This window comes from Pseudomonas sp. CCI4.2, from assembly GCF_034350045.1.
GTDB lineage: Bacteria > Pseudomonadota > Gammaproteobacteria > Pseudomonadales > Pseudomonadaceae > Aquipseudomonas.
Genome location: NZ_CP133781.1, coordinates 503,575 through 523,125, shown reverse-complemented (window position 1 = coordinate 523,125; position 19,551 = coordinate 503,575). Strand labels below are relative to the sequence as shown.

Annotated in this window: 13 protein-coding genes; 2 read left to right on the top strand and 11 right to left on the bottom strand. The window is 56.0% G+C overall.

The genetic code is table 11. From position 1 onward, the window contains the following. Nucleotides 1-19: 19 nt before the first annotated feature. Together RHM65_RS02360 and RHM65_RS02355 are read right to left on the bottom strand one after the other, a co-directional pair. Complete coding sequence (locus RHM65_RS02360; protein WP_322167560.1) at nt 20-796, bottom strand: tetratricopeptide repeat protein; 777 nt, start codon at nt 794-796, stop codon at nt 20-22. A 3-nt stretch (nt 797-799) separates the two neighbouring features. After that, nucleotides 800-1,480 carry a Fe2+-dependent dioxygenase gene (locus RHM65_RS02355; RefSeq protein ID WP_322167561.1) on the bottom strand — a complete coding sequence of 227 codons (681 nt, stop codon included), beginning with the start codon at nt 1,478-1,480 and terminating at the stop codon, nt 800-802. 190 nt (nt 1,481-1,670) lie between these two features. Here RHM65_RS02355 and RHM65_RS02350 point away from each other — a divergent pair, with 190 nt between their 5' ends. Beyond that, nucleotides 1,671-3,965 carry a TonB-dependent siderophore receptor gene (locus tag RHM65_RS02350; protein WP_322167562.1) on the top strand — a complete coding sequence of 765 codons (2,295 nt, stop codon included), beginning with the start codon at nt 1,671-1,673 and terminating at the stop codon, nt 3,963-3,965. A 116-nt stretch (nt 3,966-4,081) separates the two neighbouring features. Next, nucleotides 4,082-6,454 carry a PepSY domain-containing protein gene (locus RHM65_RS02345; protein WP_322167563.1) on the top strand — a complete coding sequence of 791 codons (2,373 nt, stop codon included), beginning with the start codon at nt 4,082-4,084 and terminating at the stop codon, nt 6,452-6,454. A 254-nt stretch (nt 6,455-6,708) separates the two neighbouring features. On the opposite strand, the gene RHM65_RS02340 is transcribed toward RHM65_RS02345, so the two are convergent. The 9 genes from RHM65_RS02340 to RHM65_RS02300 form a co-directional block, all read right to left on the bottom strand. After that, nucleotides 6,709-7,692, bottom strand: coding sequence for a peptide ABC transporter ATP-binding protein (locus RHM65_RS02340; protein ID WP_322167564.1), 984 nt, complete (start codon nt 7,690-7,692; stop codon nt 6,709-6,711). After that, nucleotides 7,692-8,660 carry an ABC transporter ATP-binding protein gene (locus tag RHM65_RS02335; protein ID WP_322167565.1) on the bottom strand — a complete coding sequence of 323 codons (969 nt, stop codon included), beginning with the start codon at nt 8,658-8,660 and terminating at the stop codon, nt 7,692-7,694. The genes RHM65_RS02340 and RHM65_RS02335 overlap by 1 nt, the downstream gene beginning before the upstream one ends. A gap of 10 nt (nt 8,661-8,670) precedes the next feature. After that, the gene (locus RHM65_RS02330) at nt 8,671-9,582 is read right to left on the bottom strand and encodes an ABC transporter permease subunit (RefSeq protein ID WP_322167566.1); all 912 of its coding nucleotides are present in this window, start codon (nt 9,580-9,582) and stop codon (nt 8,671-8,673) included. A 10-nt stretch (nt 9,583-9,592) separates the two neighbouring features. Next, entirely contained in the window at nt 9,593-10,603 is a 1,011-nt protein-coding gene (locus RHM65_RS02325; RefSeq protein ID WP_322167567.1) for an ABC transporter permease subunit, read from the bottom strand. A gap of 76 nt (nt 10,604-10,679) precedes the next feature. Next, a complete protein-coding gene (locus tag RHM65_RS02320) occupies nt 10,680-12,275 on the bottom strand; it encodes an ABC transporter substrate-binding protein (RefSeq protein ID WP_322167568.1) in 1,596 nt (531 codons plus the stop codon). A 90-nt stretch (nt 12,276-12,365) separates the two neighbouring features. Continuing rightward, on the bottom strand, nt 12,366-13,745 hold the full coding sequence (locus RHM65_RS02315; RefSeq protein ID WP_322167569.1) for an OprD family porin: 1,380 nt from the start codon (nt 13,743-13,745) through the stop codon (nt 12,366-12,368). Nucleotides 13,746-14,111: 366 nt separating this feature from the next. After that, nucleotides 14,112-15,740 carry an ABC transporter substrate-binding protein gene (locus RHM65_RS02310; RefSeq protein WP_322167570.1) on the bottom strand — a complete coding sequence of 543 codons (1,629 nt, stop codon included), beginning with the start codon at nt 15,738-15,740 and terminating at the stop codon, nt 14,112-14,114. A 269-nt stretch (nt 15,741-16,009) separates the two neighbouring features. Then, nucleotides 16,010-17,608, bottom strand: a complete 1,599-nt coding sequence (locus RHM65_RS02305) for an ABC transporter substrate-binding protein (RefSeq protein ID WP_322167571.1) — start codon at nt 17,606-17,608, stop codon at nt 16,010-16,012. Between the two features lie 101 nt (nt 17,609-17,709). After that, complete coding sequence (locus RHM65_RS02300; RefSeq protein WP_416195094.1) at nt 17,710-19,296, bottom strand: HET-C-related protein; 1,587 nt, start codon at nt 19,294-19,296, stop codon at nt 17,710-17,712. Nucleotides 19,297-19,551: the final 255 nt, after the last annotated feature.

The following is a 19,551-nucleotide window of genomic DNA, read 5'->3' as shown; positions in this document are numbered from 1 at the left end:
GGTAGGAAGAGTATTTTCGTTATGACAGCGGGTGGTTATTTTCAAGACGAACAAGTTGCGCCAAACGTTCGTTATATCTTTCCGAAAATTTTCGGATTCTCTTATCTTTTGCGTCGCCCAGTGATTTACCGCTTACGCGTAAAAAATTTATATTGCCTTTTTTCAGGGCAATTTCCAGCCAGTACACGGCGCGGGTAATATTTCCTTCTTGTGCCAAAACGGCGGCGTGGCTGAACTGGCCGCGGAAGTCCCCGGCTTCAGCAGACAACTTGTACCACTCGTGAGCCGCAGGCAGGTCAAGGTCACAGTTTCGGCCGTCTTCCAGATAGCGGCCCAGCAGGTTCATGGACTTTGCATGGCCCATGTGGGCGGCCTTGCGATAACACGCTAGCGCTCGATGTTGGTCCTCAGGAATACCGCGCCCGGTCGCCAGCAGATTAGCCAGGTTATACAAGCCCCAATCTAGTCCCGCTTCGGCAGCCGTCTGGTAATGACTGGCGGCCTGTTCCCAGTCGATATCGCAACCCCAGCCATGTTCCTTGCAGCGACCGAGCATGTTGTGCGCCATGACATGGCCGTTCTTCGCGGCTATCTGAAACCACACTAAGGCCAGCGCCGGGTCTTTCTGAATGCCGGTGCCGTCCAGCAGGATTTGCCCTAGCAACGCCTGCGCATCGACCACGTGCGACTTTGCCGCACTGAGTATCGCTTGAGCGGCTCGGGGTGGGTTTTGCGCCAACATGGCGCGAAGCTGATCGCCGTTTACCGTCTCTGTGCGTCGCAAGGTATAGGTCACCGCTTACACCTCGACCCAGCGGCGTAATAAGTTGTGGTAGGTGCCGGTCAGTTGAATCAGTGAGGGGTGATCCGGGACGTCCTGCGTCAGTTGCTGGAGTGACCTGTCCATCTCAAATAACAGCGCACGCTGGCTGTCCTCCCGAACCAGGCTCTGGGTCCAGAAGAATGAGGCATATCGCGCACCACGTGTGACGGCGTTGACCTTGTGCAAGCTAGTGCTTGGGTAAAGCACCAGGTCACCGGCGGGAAACTTTATTTTCTGAGCGCCATACGTGTCCTGAATTTCCAGTTCGCCGCCGTCGTACTCATCGGGATCGCTGAAAAACAGGGTGGACGATAAGTCAGTGCGCACTCGCTCCGGGCTGCCCTGGGCCTGGCGCACGGCGTTATCGATATGGAAATCGAAGCTGCCACCGGCGGTGTAGCAGTTAAGCAGCGGTGGAAAAACCTTGTTCGGCAATGCGGCAGACATGAACAGCGGGTTGGCCCAAAGGCGCTCCAGCAATGCGGCTCCAATCTCTTGTGCCAGCGGATGGCCTTCGGGCAGTTGCAAGTTGTGCTTGGCTTTTGCCGACTGAAAACCCGCTGTAATTTTACCGTCTGCCCAGTCCGCTTGTTCCAGTGCTAAGCGAATACGAGCGACCTCGTCGCGGTTAAAAATACCCGGAATGTGAAGAAGCATGGGAGGCGCTCTTGAGAATAAATGCCGGATGCTAATGATTTGCATTGGCGTTGTAAATGCTTTTATGTATCAAATCGCGGTTTTAAAATTAAATAAGCGATCAGTTCAAATAATAATGATTCTCAATTGCTAGAGAGACTTATTTCCCCTATATTCCGCAACCTCAATTCTTTGGGGAAGGAATCCACCCATGTTGCGAAGCCCACTACACCCTTCGGCTCAGTCACCTCGGCTAGTTGCTTCTGCATTAGGCGTGGTCATGACGGCCTTCTCCGCAGCGCAACTAGTACATGCCGCCGAGGGCACTAACGATGTGGCTCTTGACACTGCGGTCTCCCTTGGCGCCACCCAGATTACCGGTGAAGGCCAAGACCAAACGGCTTATCAGGTAGAGAAGGCGTCTTCGCCCAAATACACCGCGCCGCTGGTTGATACCCCGCGCTCAGTGACGGTGGTTGCGCAGCAAGTACTCAAGGATACCGGCGCGACATCGCTGCAGGATGCGTTGCGTACCGTGCCGGGGATTACCTTTGGCGCAGGCGAGGGGGGTAACCCGCAAGGTGACCGGCCGTTTATCCGTGGCTTCGACGCTCAGGGCGACACTTACCTGGATGGCGTGCGTGACACGGGTTCGCAAACCCGGGAAATCTTTGACGTCGACTCAATCGAAGTCAGCAAAGGGCCCAACTCTGCATTCGGTGGTCGCGGTTCGGCCGGCGGTAGCTTGAATATCGTCAGTAAAGCGCCGAAAGACGCTGACTTCACGGACGGGGGCTTCACTTTCGGCTCGGATCAGACCCGCCGCTACACGCTGGATGTAAACCGGAAGTTTCTCGACACCGCAGCGTTTCGCTTGAACCTCATGAGCCACGAACAGAATGTGGCGGGCCGCGATGCGGTCAACTACGATCGCTGGGGTGTAGCGCCTTCGGTGACCTTTGGCTTGGGCACGCCGACCAGGGTCAACGTCAATTACTACCACCTTGAAAGTAACGACCTGCCGGACTCCGGCATTCCGTACGGGTACAGCTCAGCATCGGCAACTGCCGCGCACGTACACGACAAGCCAACCGATGGCGGCAACAGCAGCAACTTCTATGGCCTGAAGGACCGTGACTTCCGCAAGACCCGGACCGACATCAGTACGTTCTCTATCGAGCACGATATCAACGATGAGATGACGCTGAAGAACACCCTGCGTCATGGCAGCACCCGTCAGGATTATATCGTCACCCAACCGGACGATAGCCAGCACAACGTCAACCAATACGGCACCGTATGGCGCCGGGCTAACACCCGGGTCAGCAGCACCGAAACCAGTACTAACCAGACTGACCTGTTTGGCGAGTTCCGGGCGCTGGGCTTCAAGAACAAATATTCAACCGGGCTGGAAGTAACCCGGGAAGAAAGTACGGTTACGGGCTACACCGTCACGCCAAACAGTAACCCGGCGGGCGGTGGATGCCGTCCTGGCGTCGTTGCCAGCGGTACCTGTACTTCGTTAAGCGACCCTAATGACAACGATGACTTCTCGGGTTCTATCGCGCGCAACTACGCAGGAACTAACACGGTGGGCAACACCCGCGCGCTTTACGCGTTTGACACCATCGAGCTGGACCCGAAGTGGCTGCTAAACTTCGGCCTGCGTTATGACACCTTCGATACAACAGCAAAGAACACCACCACCGGCCGTACCAGTAACGAAAGTAACTTCTGGAACTGGCAAGCGGGTCTGGTCTGGAAACCGATAGAAAACGGCAGCGTTTATGTGTCCTACGCCACCTCGGCAACACCGCCGGGCTCTTCGCTGAACGAAGGGTCTGATGGCAACCCCCTGACGGCGGGTAACAGCACCCTGCAAAGTGATCTGCAGCCGGAAACGACCAAGAACTATGAGTTGGGCACCAAGTGGGATTTATTCCATGATCGCCTTTCGCTAACCGCGGCAGTTTTCCGCACAGAGAAAGAGAACACTCGGGTATTGGTGCAGAGCAATACCTACCAAAATGCCGGTAAGTCCCGTGTCGATGGATTGGAGCTGTCAGCCACCGGTAAGATCACCGAAAAATGGCAAGTCTTCGCCGGCTACAGCTACTTGAACAGCGAGCTGGTGGATCCTGGATTGACCGGACGCAACGGCGTTGTCACCGCGAACGCGCTGTCCTCGGCGGGCAACGAAATGCCCAACACGCCGAAAAACAGTTTCAGCCTGTGGACCACCTATGAAGTGATACCAAAACTCACGATTGGTGGCGGTGCATTTTATGTCGACGACGTTTACGGTGATCCGGCCAACACCGTGTATGTTCCCTCGTATACCCGCTATGACGCCATGGCCAGCTACAAGCTGACTAAAAATGTCGACCTGCAATTGAACGTGCAAAACCTCACCGACAAAACGTACTACGACAAAGCTTACGCTGCGCACTTCGCCAATCAGGCTGCCGGTCGCACAGCGCTCATGGGCGTAAGCGTCCACTTCTGATACACGCTTGCTCCAACCCCGCTCACTGACGTGCGCGGGGTTTTTATATGCGGATGAGAATGTTTTCTGTTCAGGCGGCATAATGCGCCTCAGCAGATGCAACTGAGGTCATTAAGGTGTTGAAGAAAGCGCTGTTTCAAGTCCATTGGTTCTTCGGCATCAGCGGGGGTCTGGTCCTGGTGATCATGGGGATCACCGGAGCGATCACCTCGTTTCAAGATGAATTGATAGACGTGTTCAATCCCGATGCATTGCGCATTGAACAGCGTATTTCAGGGCAATTGCCGCCCTCGCAGTGGGTACAGAAACTCGAAGCCAGCACCGGAAAAGCTGTATCCGCACTCTGGGTCAGCGTGTCCGACGATAAAGCCGCGCGGGTATTGTTTACGCCACCGCCGGGTCAACGCCGTGGCGAACTGAATTATTTCGATCCCTACACCGGCATGGTGTTGGACGTTCATTTATTCGGTGAGGATTTCTTTGCGCTGATGCTGCAACTGCACCGCACGCTGGTGCTGGACGAATTCGGTAAGCAATTGACCGGCGCCAGCACCCTGATTTTGGTGTTCTTCTGTTTGTCCGGCCTCTACATGCGCTGGCCGCGCCAAGTACTCAGCTGGCGTACATGGCTGACGTTGGACTGGGCAAAAAAAGGCCGCGCATTCAAATGGGACCTGCACTCGATTTTTGGTACTTGGTGCTTGGTGTTTTACCTGGTGTCAGCGTTGACCGGCCTGATGTGGTCCTACGAGTGGTACAGCAATGGGATGAATCTATTGCTCGGTGACGGCCCTGCAGGCGAGGTGCGCAAAGGCGGTCGTGGTGGCCGCGGACCCTCCGGGCCAGAAGGTCCGTTACCCACTGTGAATTACGACGCCGTGTGGAACAGCATTCAGCGTGTTGCGGGTCCTGAGTTGAGCAGCTGGAACTTTCGTCTGCCACCGGTTTCGGGTCAGCCCGCGACGGTCTACTACCTGTTACGCAATGCCGAGCATCAGCGTGCCCTTAAACAGATCACCCTCGACCCAGCGACGGGCATTGTCAGCGCCCAGTCGCGTTATGCCGACAAGAGCCCTGCGGCCAGGTTATTGATCAGTAATTACGCGCTGCACGTGGGCAGCTATTTCGGGATTGTCGGGCGGATTGTCATGTCACTTGCGGCGCTGATGATGCCGTTGTTTTTTATCACCGGATGGTTGCTGTACCTTGATCGACGTCGCAAGAAACGCCAGATCGCAACCGCCCGTGGCGCGCTGACGGCGAATCCAGACAGCCGCACGCCCGCCTGGTTGATCGGTTTCGCCAGCCAAAGTGGTTTTGCCGAGCAGTTGGCGTGGAAAACGGCTGGGCAGTTGCAGGCCGCCGGGTTAGCGGTGCGTGTGCAACCGTTGGCCGAGATCACCGAGCAGGATTTACGCCAAAGCCGCAATGCGCTGTTTGTGGTCAGTACCTTTGGCGACGGCGAGGCGCCTGACAGTGCACGCGGGTTTGAGCGGGCGTTGCTCAGTCGGTCGTTACCGCTACTGGAGCTTAATTACGCGGTGTTGGCATTGGGTGATCGGCAGTACCAACATTTCTGCGCGTTCGCTAAACGATTACATGATTGGTTGGCGGCACACGGCGGCAGCTCGCTGTTCGCGCCGATTGAAGTTGATAGCGGAGACAGCGCATCCCTGCATCAGTGGCAACAACGCCTGGAGACGTTGACTGGACGCAAGTCGTCGGCGGCGTGGCAATCGCCTGAATTTGAAAACTGGACCTTAAGCCGGCGTGAGCTACTGAACCCGAACAGCGAGGGGTCGAAGGTATTCTTGATCGACCTGATGCCGCCTGCCCTCTGTGCCTGGGAGGCAGGGGATTTGGTCGAGGTATTGCCGTGTGACAGCGTGGTACCCCGTGAATACTCCATCGCTTCGATCCCTTCGGACGGCAACTTGCAGCTGATTGTTCGCCAGGAAATACACCCGGACGGCAGCCTCGGGCTGGGCTCGGGGATGCTGACTGAACGTGCATTGTTAGGCTCATCGGTCAGTCTGCGTCTGCGGCGTAACAGCAGCTTTCATCTGCCAAGCGAACCGGTGCCGATGATATTGCTGGGCAACGGAACTGGGTTGGCGGGTTTGCGCAGCTTGCTCAAGGCACGGATTGCTCAGGGGCAAACGCGGAACTGGTTGGTGTTCGGCGAGCGCAATGTAGCTCACGATTTCTATTGTCGCCAAGAGCTACAAGGTTGGTTAGCGACGGGCGATCTGGCGCGGCTGGATTTAGCGTTCTCCCGCGACCAGCCCGAGAAAATCTACGTGCAGGATCGGTTGCGTGAAGCTGGCGATGAACTGCGCAAGTGGCTGGCGGATGGCGCAGCGATCTACATGTGCGGCAGCTTGCAGGGCATGGCGATGGGCGTCGAGGAAGTGCTGGTCGAGTTACTGGGCGTTCACGAGGTCGAGCAATTGGTCGAGCACGGACGTTATCGGCGGGATGTGTATTGACTGAGCTGTTCGCTGGATCGGCGGCATGCCGAGATTAGGAAAGGCAGCAATGAGGTCTTTCTGATACACCGCGCTGCCTGCTTCCCGAATAAATTCGGTCCCACAGAGATTCGAGTCGTGCCCAAATTGGGTGTGTGGGCACGGGCTCTGTGGGACCGAATTCATTCGGGAAGCGTTCTTCCGCGACCAGTCCGAAGGGCTTGGCGAGGTGGGCCTGATACACCGCCTCGCCAGCAGGTTGGTTCTTAGAGATATTACGCGGCGTTACCCTCGACGAACTGCTCGGCGTAGTGGCAGGCAACCTGACGGTTGTCGACTACACGCAAGGCAGGTTCGTCGGTGGCGCACAGCTCGGTCGCATAGGGGCAGCGCTTGTGGAAGGCGCAGCCGGTTGGCGGGTTGAGCGGGTTAGGCAGTTCGCCGATGATTTTGATCTTCGGCTTCAGCGGGTCCGGGTGAATGGTCGGGGTCGCGGACAGCAAGGCCCGCGTGTACGGATGCAATGGCCGGTTGTAGATCTCTTCCTTAGGGCCCATTTCCGCCGGACGTCCCAGGTACATCACCAGCACGGTATCGGCGACGTGACGCACCACTGACAGGTTGTGCGAGATGAACACGTAAGCGGTGTTGAACTCCTGTTGCAAATCCATGAACAGGTTAAGCACTTGGGCCTGAATCGACACGTCCAGCGCCGAGGTCGGTTCGTCCGCCACCAGCACTTTAGGTTGCAGCATCATCGCCCGGGCCAGCGCAATACGCTGGCGCTGACCGCCGGAGAACATGTGCGGGTAGCGGTGGTAATGCTCGGGCCGCAGACCGACCTGCTGCATCATCGCCTGCACTTTCTCCCGACGCTCTGCCCGCGACAGGTTGGTGTTGATCAGCAGGGGTTCGCCCAGTTGATCACCGACTTTCTGCCGGGGGTTAAGCGATGCATACGGGCTTTGGAACACCATCTGCACGTCACGTCGCAATTGCTTGAGTTCTGCTTTGCTGGCGCCGGTGACTTCCTGGCCGGCAATTTTTAGCGAACCGGAGGAGGGCTCTTCAATCAACGTCAAGGCGCGGGCCAGGGTCGACTTGCCACAGCCGGATTCGCCAACCACAGCCAGGGTTTTCCCGGCTTCCAGCTCAAACGACACGCCGTTGAGCGCACGAACCAGCGCGTGCCCTTTGAACAGGCCGCGTGATACTTCGTAGTGACGGGTCAGGTCGCGGGCAGTAAGAACGACGGTCATTACGCGACCTCCTGGTTCAGCGGGTAGAAACAGCGAGCGAAGCTATGGTCTTTCAGGTCCAGACCAGGACGCTGGGTCCGGCAGTTGTCTTGCACGTACGGGCAGCGCGGCGACAGAAGGCAACCTTGTGGCCGGTCATAACGCCCCGGCACCATGCCGGGCAGGGTCGCCAAGCGATCGGCGCCCATGCTGTGCTCAGGAATCGCGGCCAGCAAAGCTTCGCTGTACGGATGACCTGGAACGTCGAACAAACCCGGCACCTGGCCAATTTCTACCGCTTGGCCGGCGTACATCACGCACACGCGCTGGGCGGTTTCAGCGACCACGGCGAGGTCGTGGGTGATCAGCACCAACGCCATGTCCCGCTCTTTTTGCAGGCTCAGTAACAGGTCCATGATTTGTGCTTGAATCGTCACGTCCAACGCGGTGGTCGGTTCGTCGGCGATCAGCAGTTTCGGTTCGCCGGCAATCGCCATGGCAATCGCAACACGCTGGCTCATGCCGCCCGACAGTTGGTGCGGGTAAGCATTCAAACGGGCGGCGGCGCCGGGAATTTCTACTTTTTCAAGCAGCTCCAAGGCACGCTGGCGGGCGGCTTTGCCGTTCATGTTCAAGTGTTGACGCAAGACTTCTTCGATCTGGAAACCCACGGTGTAGCTCGGGTTGAGCGCCGTCATCGGGTCCTGGAACACCATTGCCATGTCTTTGCCAATGATGCGGCGGCGCTGGCGGTTACTGAGGGTGAGCAGTTCATTGCCGTCGAAGTTAAGCGAGTCGGCAGTGACCACGCCCGGTTTGTCGATCAAGCCCATCAGCGCCATCATGGTCACCGATTTGCCGGAACCCGATTCGCCAACGATGGCCAGTACTTCGCCTTTTTCTACGCTGATGCTCAACCCGTCTACTACCGGAATAGCGTTGGCGTCGCCGAAGCGGACGTTGAGATTCTTGATTTCTAGAAGTGACATACGAATCTCCTCAGGCGGCATTTTTGAGTTTCGGGTCCAGCGCATCGCGCAACCCGTCACCCATCAAGTTGATTGCCAGCACGCTGAGCAAAATGGTCAGGCCAGGCAGGCTTACCACCCACCAGGCGCGTTCGATGTAATCGCGCGCGGAGGCCAGCATCGTGCCCCACTCCGGGGTTGGCGGTTGAACGCCCAGGCCAAGGAAACCCAATGCCGCTGCATCAAGGATCGCCGAGGAAAAACTCAAGGTCGCCTGCACGATCAGTGGTGCCATGCAGTTGGGCAGCACGGTGATGAACATCAGGCGTGGCAGGGTGGCACCGGCCAAACGGGCGGCGGTCACGTAATCACGGTTCAGTTCGCCCATGACCGCAGCACGGGTCAGTCGCACGTAGGAAGGCAGCGACACAACGGCAATGGCGATGATGGTGTTGATCAGGCCAGGGCCGAGGATGGCGACAATCGCCACAGCCAGCAGCAGCGACGGCAGCGCCAGCATGATGTCCATCAGGCGCATGATCGACGGGCCAAGAATGCGCGGGAAGAACCCGGCCAGCAGGCCCATTAGAATCCCTGGGATCAACGACATGACCACCGAGGACATGCCGATCAGCAGCGACAGGCGCGAACCGGTGATCAGGCGCGACAACAAGTCACGACCCAGTTCATCGGTGCCCAGCAGGAATTGCCATTGACCGCCCGCCAGCCAGACCGGTGGGGTCAGCAGGAAGTCGCGGTATTGTTCGCTGGGGTCGTGTGGGGCGACCCACGGCGCGAACAAAGCGCAGAAAACGATCAGGGTCATGAACATCAGGCCGGCAACGGCGCCTTTGTTCTGCGCAAATGCGCTCCAGAATTCTTTGTATGGCGACGGGTACAGCAGGCTTTGATCGACTGCTACCGCGGGAGTAGATGTGCTCATAGGAATGATCTCAGCCGTGGTGACGAATGCGTGGGTTGGCAAAGCCGTAGAGGATGTCCACCACGAAGTTGACCACAATCACCAGGCAGGCGATTAGCAGGATGCCGTTTTGCACCACGGGATAGTCCCGGGCGCCGATGGCTTCGATCAGCCACTTACCGATACCGGGCCAAGAGAAAATGGTTTCGGTCAGTACGGCACCGGCAAGCAACGTACCGACTTGCAGGCCGAACACGGTCAATACCGGAATCAACGCGTTACGCAGGCCGTGGACGAATACCACTCGGGCAGGCGACAGGCCTTTTGCGCGGGCGGTGCGCACGTAATCTTCACGCAGCACTTCAAGCATCGAGGAACGGGTCATCCGGGCGATCACCGCCAGCGGGATGGTACCCAACACGATGGCTGGCAAAATCAGGTGGTGCAGGGCGTCGAGAAACGAACCGGGCTCGTCACTGAGCAGGGTGTCGATCAACATAAAGCCGGTTTTGGGCGGGATGTCATACAGCAGATCGATGCGCCCGGACACCGGTGTCCAGCCAAGGGTCACCGAGAAGAACATGATCAGAATCAGGCCCCACCAGAAAATCGGCATTGAGTACCCCGCCAAGGAGATACCCATGACCCCATGGTCGAACAGGGATCCTCGTTTGAGTGCCGCGATCACCCCGGCGAGCAGGCCCAGGATGCCAGCGAAAATAAGTGCCGCAATCGACAGTTCCAGCGTGGCCGGAAACAGGGCGGTGAATTCGGTCCACACGCTTTCACGGGTGCGCAGCGATTCGCCCAGATCACCGTGGGCAAGCTTGCCGACGTAATCCAGGTATTGGGCGTAGAGAGGCTTATTCAGACCCAGACGTTCCATGGCTTGGGCGTGCATGACCGGGTCAACCCGGCGCTCCCCCATCATCACTTCCACGGGATCGCCGGGGATCAAGCGAATTAAAGCGAACGTCAGCAGGGTGATGCCGAAGAAGGTGGGTATCAACAACCCCACGCGGCGGGCAATAAAACTAAACATCTTCTGGTGTACCTCATCAGCCGGTTAGGCGTGCACCGACGAAGCCCGGGTTACGAGCGACGCCGGTATTTCTTATCTACTTCACCCGTGTGGTGGCGAAGTTATTAGTGGTCAAAGGACTGATGTGATAGCCCTCGACGTTTTTGCGCATGGCAGTGAACAGTTTGGGGTAAGCCAGGCTGAGCCACGGTTGTTCTTTGTGGAACTCTTGCTGGGCTTGCTCATACAGCGCAGCACGCTCAGCAGGATTTGTTATGGCTCGGGCCTTGGAAATCGCGTCTTCGAACGTCTTGTCGCACCAGCGTGCGTAATTCTCGCCATTTTTCGCCGCATCGCAACTCAGATTTGGCGTAAGGAAATTGTCCGGGTCACCGTTGTCTCCGGCCCAGCCAGCAAACACCAGGTCATGTTCGCCATTTTTGGCGCGTTTGAGCATTTCGCCCCATTCCAGAACGCGAATATCCACCTTGATGCCAATCTGCGCCAGATCAGACTGCAACATCTGTGCCCCCACCAGCGGGTTCGGGTTCGTCACTGCACCGCCGTTACGGGTGAACAGGGTCAATACCGTTCCTTCCGGCACGCCGGCTTCTTTAAGCAATGCGCGGGCTTTGTTCAGGTCACGAGGCGGGTTCTGGATGTCTGCGGCGTAGCCTAGCAGCGTTGGCGGATACGGGTTGACGCCCTCGGTCGCCTTGCCTTCGCCGAACAGTGCATGGATATAAGACTTTTTGTCGAAGGCCAGGTTGATCGCTTGACGCACGCGCGCGTCGCTCAAGTATTTATGGGATGTGTTCATGGCGACGTAGCTGGTCATCATGGCTTCCATCTCGTCGATCTTGAGATTGGGGTCAGCCTTGATGTTGGCGATGTCATCAGGTTTTGGGTACAGGGCAATCTGACACTCGTTGGCTTTTAGTTTTTGTAGTCGGGTGTTGTTGTCGAGGGTGATGGCAAAGATCAGTGCTTCGCTCGGCACTTGACCCTTCCAGTAATCCGGGTTGGCTTTATAGCGGATTTGGGCGTCTTTGGCATAGCGAACAAGGATGAACGGACCGGTGCCGATGGGTTTGCTGTTGAGGTCGGCGGTTTTACCGGACTTGAGCAGTTGGTCGCCGTACTCGGCAGAGTAGATCGAGGCGAAGGCCATGGCCATGTCGCGCAGGAAGGGTGATTCAGGGCGGGTCAGCGTAAATTTGACCGTGGAGTCGTCGACTTTTTCAACGCTCTTAAGCAGGTCGGTAAAGCCCATGCTTTCGAAGTAAGGGAAACCAATCAGTGATTTGTCATGCCAAGGGTGCTTCGGGTCGAGCTGGCGCTCAAAACTCCAGAGCACGTCGTCGGCATTCATTGTGCGGGTTGGTTTGAAATAATCGGTGGTCTGAAATTTCACGCCGTGGCGCAAGTGGAACGTGTAGGTGAGGCCATCCGGGCTGATCTCCCAGCTTTCGGCCAGGCCAGGGACCACATCCGTGGTACCGGGTGCGAAATCTACCAGTCGGTTAAGGATGGTCTCCGCTGCCGCGTCGGCGGTGACGGCGGTCGTGTATTGCACGATGTCGAAACCTTCAGGGCTGGCTTCGGTGCAAACCACCAAAGGTTTGGCTGAAACGCTGACGGCGACACTGAGCAACGCCAGTGCAATCGAGGTACGTAAAGAAAGTAATTTCAATATAAACCCTCCGCAAACATCTGAATGGTGACGCCTGTGCGGATGATCGCGGACTGCTCCGAAACCCCCGCATCAGGCGCCGTTGATGCGTTAAAGAATGTTGAATGGAATCGTGGTCACGACTCGCAGTTCCCGGATGTTGCCGTCCACCTGATTTGCCGTAGCACGGTGCGTGGTATAGCTGGCTTTGACGCTGCTTGCCTTCAACGGGCCGCTTTGCATGGTGTAAGCGGTGCCGAAACCGTATTCCTGGTGGTGTTCACCGTTCATGGCTTTCACGTCGGAATAAGCAGTGCCGGTGTAGTGAGTGCCGTCGATACCAAAACCGTGTGCCGAGTAGATGCTGAATTTCAGACCCGGTACGCCGTATTCGGCCATGTTCAACCCGTAACCAATCTGGATCGACTTCTCATTCGGTCCGTTGAAGTCGGACAGCAAGGAGTTGGCGAGGAAGATGGCGTTGGTTTCATGGGCGTAATCGAAGTACGTGTCGCCCGCGACTTGCTGATACGCAAGCGTCAAGCTGTGGGCTTGGTGAGCCAGGGTGAATGACAGGCTGTACGTATCGTTGTCGATGGCGCCGAGTTTGCTTTGGCCGCTGTCCTTGGTTTTGTAGTAGTTAAAACCAGTGCTCAGGGCCAGGACGGATGGATCGCCCAGGTCGTGGTTGACCCCGACGTAGTACTGCTTCCAGAAATCTTCCAGGTCAGACGCATAGAAACTTGCCGTCAGCGCCTTCGACGGTTTCCAGTCCACACCGGCCATGCTCAAGCGGTCGGAAGTGATACTGCGGTCAGCGTACTCAGAGCGGAACTTGGTCAGGCTTTCTTCGGTACGCGGCGATACGCGGTCGAAGCTGCCAGCCTGGAACGACAGGTTGCTCAGTTCGTCGCTCTGTACGGCGAAACCCTGAAAGCTTGAAGGCAAGGCACGGTTGCCGATAAAGGCGATCACTGGCGTATTCACTGACTGACGGCCAGCGGTCACGATGGTGTTGGACACCCGGGCCTTTATGTTGCCAAGCCCCATTTTGCTCCACTGGTCAACGGCATCGCCGCTGCTGTCTGTCAGCGTTCGGTTGCCGCCGCCGGCGATTCGCGCGTGACCTCTTTCGAGTGCGACTTCGTTGTAAATAGCGGCTTCGGTCGCGAAACCAACAACACCTTGGGTGAACCCCGAGGAGTAATCGATGATCGTGCCTTGGGTCCAGGTATTGCGGCGTGGCGTCGAGACTGTCGTGCCGTCTTTTTGATACCTGAAAAGATCGTTACGGCTACTTTCTTCTTTCGCGAAAAAGTTCTTTGTGGAACCCTTTATCGTTGAACCTTCGATGAAGCCCTTGGCGTCATCTTGAGCCTTGCTGGTGCTGACCGTTGTAGGTTCGAAATCCTGACTGACGCTTTCCGCCTGTGCCATTGCTCCCAATGTGGAGATGGACAGGGCTAATAGTGCGGTACTCGCTCTTTTCACGTTTAAGCTCCCTTACAACTTTTATAGGGCCAGTTTTTTGGTTGATCTGGCTTGGATGGTGCTCGGTGTCCGTCTCGTTCGAAGTAGTGGCAAATGCCTACAGTCAAATCGTCGGAACGGCTTTGCTCGGGACGAAGTGCTTCCTCCCGGCTTGAAACGGTTTTTATCAAGCAATAACTGACGCAAGCCCCCGAAAACTAAAGGGCTCGGGCTGCGGAGTAAATAGTCCTAAGTGCTTCAGAGTTTGTAGGAAAAGTGCATAGCGATAGTGGGCAACTGCTTTTGGCAGTTACTTGCTGAACGCTGGACAGTTTTTCCTTTCTGAAAAAATGTCACCGCGCTGGTAACAGCGCGGCGACATAGTTCTTACTTACTAACGCTCACACCGTAGAACGAGTTCAAGCCGAATGGGCTGATCTTGAAGTCCTGGACGTTGTTACGCATAGGTTGATAGACGGTCGAGTGCGCGATTGGAGTAATCGGCACGGCGTCTTTGAGAAGGTGTTGCGCCTGTTTGTACAGTACGGTGCGCTTAGCCTGGTCAGGTGTTTCTTTCGCTTGCTTGATCAGGTTGTCGTACGGCTTGTCACACCACTTCGAGAAGTTGTTACCGTCCATCGCGTCGCAACCGAACAGGGTGCCCAACCAGTTATCCGGGTCACCGTTGTCGCCGCTCCAGCCAATCAACATTGCGCCGTTTTCGCCTGCTTTGGCGCGTTTGATGTACTCGCCCCATTCGTAGGTAACGATTTTGGCTTTGATGCCGATTTTTGCCCAATCTGACTGAAGCATCTCAGCCATCAACTTGGCGTTGGGGTTGTAAGGTCGCTGAACCGGCATCGCCCAGAGGGTGATTTCGGTGCCTTCTTTGATACCGGCTTCCTTGAGCAGCGCTTTGGCTTTTTCCGGGTTGTAACCGGCGTCCTTGATGGTGGTGTCATAGGACCATTCGGTCGGCGGCATGGCGTTGACGGCCAATTGGCCCGCGCCCTGATACACAGAGTCAATGATCTGCTGCTTGTTGACGGCCATGTCCAGCGCTTGACGAACTTTCAGCTGAGCCATTGGGTTAGGTTCGTCGCTGCCTTTGATTTTTGGCATGACGTTGTAAGCGATGTACCCCAAGTTGAAGCCCGCCTGGTCAGGCATCTTCAGGTCTTTGTCGGCTTTGAGCCCGGCAAGGTCAGCTGGACGCGGGTACAGGGTGATCTGGCATTCGCCTTTCTTCAGCTTTTGCATCCGCACTGACGGGTCGGTGGTGATAGCGAAGATCAAGTTGTCGATTTTGACATCTTCAGGCTTCCAATAATCCTTGTTGCCGGTGTAACGGATGTTGGAGTCTTTCTGATAGCTCTTGAACACAAACGGACCAGTACCAATTGGCTTCTGGTTAATGTCTTGAGCCTTGCCTTCTTTGAGCAGTTGCGCGGCGTATTCAGCGGACTGAATAGACGCGAAGCTCATGGCCATGTCTTGGATGAACGCGGCATCAACCGTTTTCAGCGTGAACTTGACCGTGTGATCGTCCACTTTCTCGACCTTGGTGATGTTGGTGTCCATCCCCATGTCGGTGAAGTACGGGAATTCGGTCGGATAGGCGACGCGGAACGGATCGTCTTTGTTCAGCATGCGGTTGAACGTGAACAGCACGTCATCGGCATTGAAGTTACGGGTCGGCTTGAAGTAGTCGGTGGTGTGGAACTTCACGCCTTCACGCAGGTGAAAGGTGTAAGTCAACACGTCTGGGGAAATGTCCCAGCTAGTCGCCAAGCCTGGAATAACAGCGGTACCACCGCGCTCGAACTGACTGAGACGGTTGAACATCGTCTCGGCGGCAGCGTCAAAATCGGTTCCGGTAGTGTACTGACCTGGGTCAAAACCGGCCGGGCTGCCTTCGGAGCAAAACACCAGTGAAGTAGGAGCTGCTTGGGCGAACGGAGCGCAGGCAATTAAACCTGCGCTGAGTAGAAACGGAATGACCGCTTGTTTGAGCATGGTGGCCTCAGTTGTTGTCATTTTTTAGTAGAGGGCGCGACCTTATGAGTCGACCCTGCGGATACTTATGCAGGCGCCATACCCAAAGCAAGATGCTGGCGCCATTGAAGTGTCAAACAGTGGCGCGAACGTACAGGAATGTCGCATAAATGTAATTCGACGCGCATTTGATCGTTTGCGTGGTCGTTTTTAGCAACATGGCCTGCACCGAGTAAGTGCGATCGGGCGTGTAAATTGCACCCGGTTAGAGCAAAGGTGTTACTGAATGGCTATTGGCTAAGGCTCACTCCGTAGAAGGGCGTGAGGCCAAATGGGCTGAGTTTGAAGTTTTGCACTTCTTTGCGCATTGGCTGAAAAACCTTGGAATTGGCAATCGGCGTAATGGGCACTTGTTCCTTCAAAATGTGCTGTGCTTGTTGGTACAGCTTGATTCTTTCTGCGCGATCACTGGTGACTTTGGCTTTTTTTACCAGCGCGTCGTAGGCCGGGTCGCACCATTTGGCAAAGTTGCTCCCGGTCACTGCCGCACAGCTATAAAGAACGCCGAGCCAGTTGTCGGGATCACCGTTGTCACCGGTCCAGCCATAGGTCATTACGTCATGCTCGCCGTTCTTGGCGCGCTTGATGTACTCGCCCCATTCGTAGCTGACAATCGTGGCTTTGATGCCGATCTTCGCCCAGTCGGCTTGAATCATCTGCGCAGACATTCGTGCGTTGGGGTTGGAAGCCCGTTGTACCGTCATCGCCCACAGGCTGATTTCTGTGCCCGGTGCAATGCCGGCTTCTTTGAGCAGTTGTTTGGCTTTCGTTGGATCGTACGGCGCGTCCTTGATCGTCGGGTCATAACTCCATTGGTTAGGCGGCAACGCGTTCTGCGCCAGTTGCCCGGCACTTTGGTAGACCGCCTTGATGATCGCGGGCTTATCGATGGCCATGTCCAACGCTTGACGCACTTTGAGCTGGTCCAGCGGTTTATGGGTGACGTTATAGGCCAGGAAGCCGAGGTTGAAGCCGGGCTGACTGAGGACAGTAATGTTCGGGTCTTTTTCCAGCAGTTCAATGTCTTGTGGCCGAGGGTAGCCGCTGACTTGACACTCGTTGGTCTTGAGTTTTTGCACGCGTACGGCGGCGTCGGTATTGATCGAGAAAATCAGGTTGTCGATTTTCACGTCCTCCGGCTTCCAATACGCGGTATTAGCGCTGTAGCGAATCTGCGAATCTTTCTGATAGCGCTTGAACACAAACGGTCCGGTGCCAATGGGTTTTTGATTGATGTCAGCTGCCTTACCTTCTTTAAGCAGTTGCGCGGCATATTCGGCGGACTGAACCGAGGCGAAGCTCATGGCCAGGTTTTGAATAAACGCCGCATCCACGTTGTTCAGGCTGAAACGCACGGTGAGATCATCGATTTTGTCGACGCTTTTGATCGTCGTGTTCAGGCCCATGTCATTGAAGTAAGGCGACTCAGACGGGTACGCCTTGCGAAACGGGTAGTTTGGATCGAGCAGACGGTTGAAGGTGAACAGCACATCGTCCGCGTTGAAGTCTCGAGTCGGGGTGAAGTAGTCGGTGGTGTGAAACTTTACGTTCGGGCGCAGATGAAAGGTGTATCTCAGGCCATCGGCAGAGACCTCCCAACGTGTCGCCAGCCCCGGTTCGACGTTGGTGCTGCCGCGCTCGAATTGAGTTAAACGGTTGAACACGGTTTCGGCAGACGCATCGAATTCCGTGCCGCTGGTGTATTGGCTTGGATCGAAACCAGCGGGGCTGGCTTCGGAGCAATACACCAGGGTTGTAGCCGCCTGAGTGAGCGGCGCGCAGGCTATTAAAACGGTGGCAAGCAACAAGGGTCTAAATGTGTGTCCCATGGGAGCCTCGAGTAAGTGCGGTCATCGCGTGGTCGAAAGGGCCTGACAGCCGAATAGACAACGGAGAGTACCGCACTGCTTACAGTGTTTACGGCCCAGAGTTAGTCGTGCTTGTCCGCGCGGTCCTTAACGGCGTTTAACAATGGCCCAAGCGCTGTTTGCTGACCCAGCAAGTGGTAGAAAGATTCTTTGTTTTTCTCACCCCGGAAAATGAAGTTCAGAACAGTTTTACCGTCTTTCCTTAATCGTTTTAATGCCTGCTCCGCCGCGTCATGTGCATTTTTTTGTAGATCATCCAGATCGCTTTTAGAGGTGCTACGGCGAACAAGGTAGGGGTGGTTGAAGGCCCAGTCTTTTATAATTTCGTCCTGCCATGTGCAGTCCATGGGGTGAACAAAGAACGCTGTTGCCATGGCCACTGGGTCGACTTCACCTTCGCCGTTCCAATGGGCGACCATCGCTTGGGCGACGCGTTTTACTGCTTCTTCAGCCAGCAAGGCGGCCAACTTATGAAGTGGGTGCTCCGCGTGGTCTTTGGACAGCTGCGAGTGCGATGGATCGGTGGAGCCACTGGTATTGGGGTCATCGCCGAAATGAGTCTGGGCATCGTCGATGCTGTTTCCGATCAATCCCAACATGCCTTGCATGACGGTGTTGAAAACATTGCTCAATATTCGCCCCGGTGTCCCGGTAAACCAGGCGTACATTTCGACATATTCCGATACCGGCAAACTGGCCCATTGGTCACGAGCATCCAAAAAGGCGTTGAATATGTCGAGTAGTTTCTCATCGTGATGTTCGTTTAGCAGGATCAATATGATCTGATCCCGTTCTGAACGAAACCCCGGCACGGTGGGTTTAAATCCGACGTCCTTGGTTGAAAACAAAACGTCGCCAATAGGGCCCGCCAGACTGGAAATAACATCGGTACCGCCGAAGGTGCCGGTGACTAATGGCAGGTGCCATTTACAGTCGGTTTTTGAGGTCCATGGCAGCACCGTGCTATGGCCAAGTTTGATCAAGCTCAGCTCAATGAAGTTGGAGTGAGCAAAGAAGTCTTCCAGGATGTGCAGCGCTGCACCGAACGGTTTTAAACCCTGATAATCGGGGCCCTGCGCCATCGCCTGACGCAGTTCGTCCTGCATGACCGCTACTGAGCGCTGAATGTAGCGTTTCATGGAGGTCTGTGGGTCGACCTCAAGCAGCGGGTCACCCGGCATCACCCATTGTTCAAACTCGGCATCACGCGTCGTTGGGTCAGCCGGCGTTGGGTTGGTGACTTTCGGGTTGTCGATATGTTGGCTGGGGCGGTAGACCCCCAGGACGTCTGGCGTGACCGTGTAGAACTCGGGCCTGATGGACCTCAGGTTTTTGAATTTGGCCACCGACATGACGTCCACTATCTTGGTCAATGCCTCACGGGACAGCACATTTGGAAAGTCTTTGGGCATCGTGGCGGCTCGGACGATCTTCGGGTCGAGTAATTGTGAATAATCGCGCAGCCAATTGCCGAAGTACGCCATCTGAACTTGCGACGTTTCTAGACCAACGGACCCCAGTACGGCTTCAATGGTTTGGTGGGTGTGCTTGTCCTTGCTACCGGACCCCGCCTCAAACCCTTCTCGATCACCGTGTTCATTAATAGGGCTGTTCAGGTTTGCGCTTTGTGTTTCTTGAATTCGCTCCATGGCGTTGAAGTAACAGGCGCTGATTGCAATCGGATCTGCATCGGGCGGGCAAAAGGTGGCGATCTCGATACCGCCGTCGGTCTGGTCCATTGAGCCGAAAAGTGCCATTCGATAAGCGTGACCTGAGCCTTCTTCCCGCGCTGAATCAGGGGCAACGCTAGGCGTGCCGTCGGCGTTTTTATCCGCAAGATCACCGCGCAGCACGTTATCCAGATGATGCCCGAACTCATGAAGCAAAATTGCCAGCAGCTCCCA

What these genes read in the sequence shown, in the direction of transcription:
- RHM65_RS02325 (WP_322167567.1), bottom strand. Translation starts at nt 10,603, where the DNA reads ATGTTTAGTTTTATTGCCCGCCGCGTGGGGTTGTTGATACCCACCTTC.
- RHM65_RS02340 (WP_322167564.1), bottom strand. Translation starts at nt 7,692, where the DNA reads ATGACCGTCGTTCTTACTGCCCGCGACCTGACCCGTCACTACGAAGTA.
- RHM65_RS02305 (WP_322167571.1), bottom strand. Translation starts at nt 17,608, where the DNA reads ATGGGACACACATTTAGACCCTTGTTGCTTGCCACCGTTTTAATAGCC.
- RHM65_RS02300 (WP_416195094.1), bottom strand. Translation starts at nt 19,296, where the DNA reads ATGGAGCGAATTCAAGAAACACAAAGCGCAAACCTGAACAGCCCTATT.
- RHM65_RS02330 (WP_322167566.1), bottom strand. Translation starts at nt 9,582, where the DNA reads ATGAGCACATCTACTCCCGCGGTAGCAGTCGATCAAAGCCTGCTGTAC.
- RHM65_RS02350 (WP_322167562.1), top strand. Translation starts at nt 1,671, where the DNA reads ATGTTGCGAAGCCCACTACACCCTTCGGCTCAGTCACCTCGGCTAGTT.
- RHM65_RS02310 (WP_322167570.1), bottom strand. Translation starts at nt 15,740, where the DNA reads ATGCTCAAACAAGCGGTCATTCCGTTTCTACTCAGCGCAGGTTTAATT.
- RHM65_RS02335 (WP_322167565.1), bottom strand. Translation starts at nt 8,660, where the DNA reads ATGTCACTTCTAGAAATCAAGAATCTCAACGTCCGCTTCGGCGACGCC.
- RHM65_RS02355 (WP_322167561.1), bottom strand. Translation starts at nt 1,480, where the DNA reads ATGCTTCTTCACATTCCGGGTATTTTTAACCGCGACGAGGTCGCTCGT.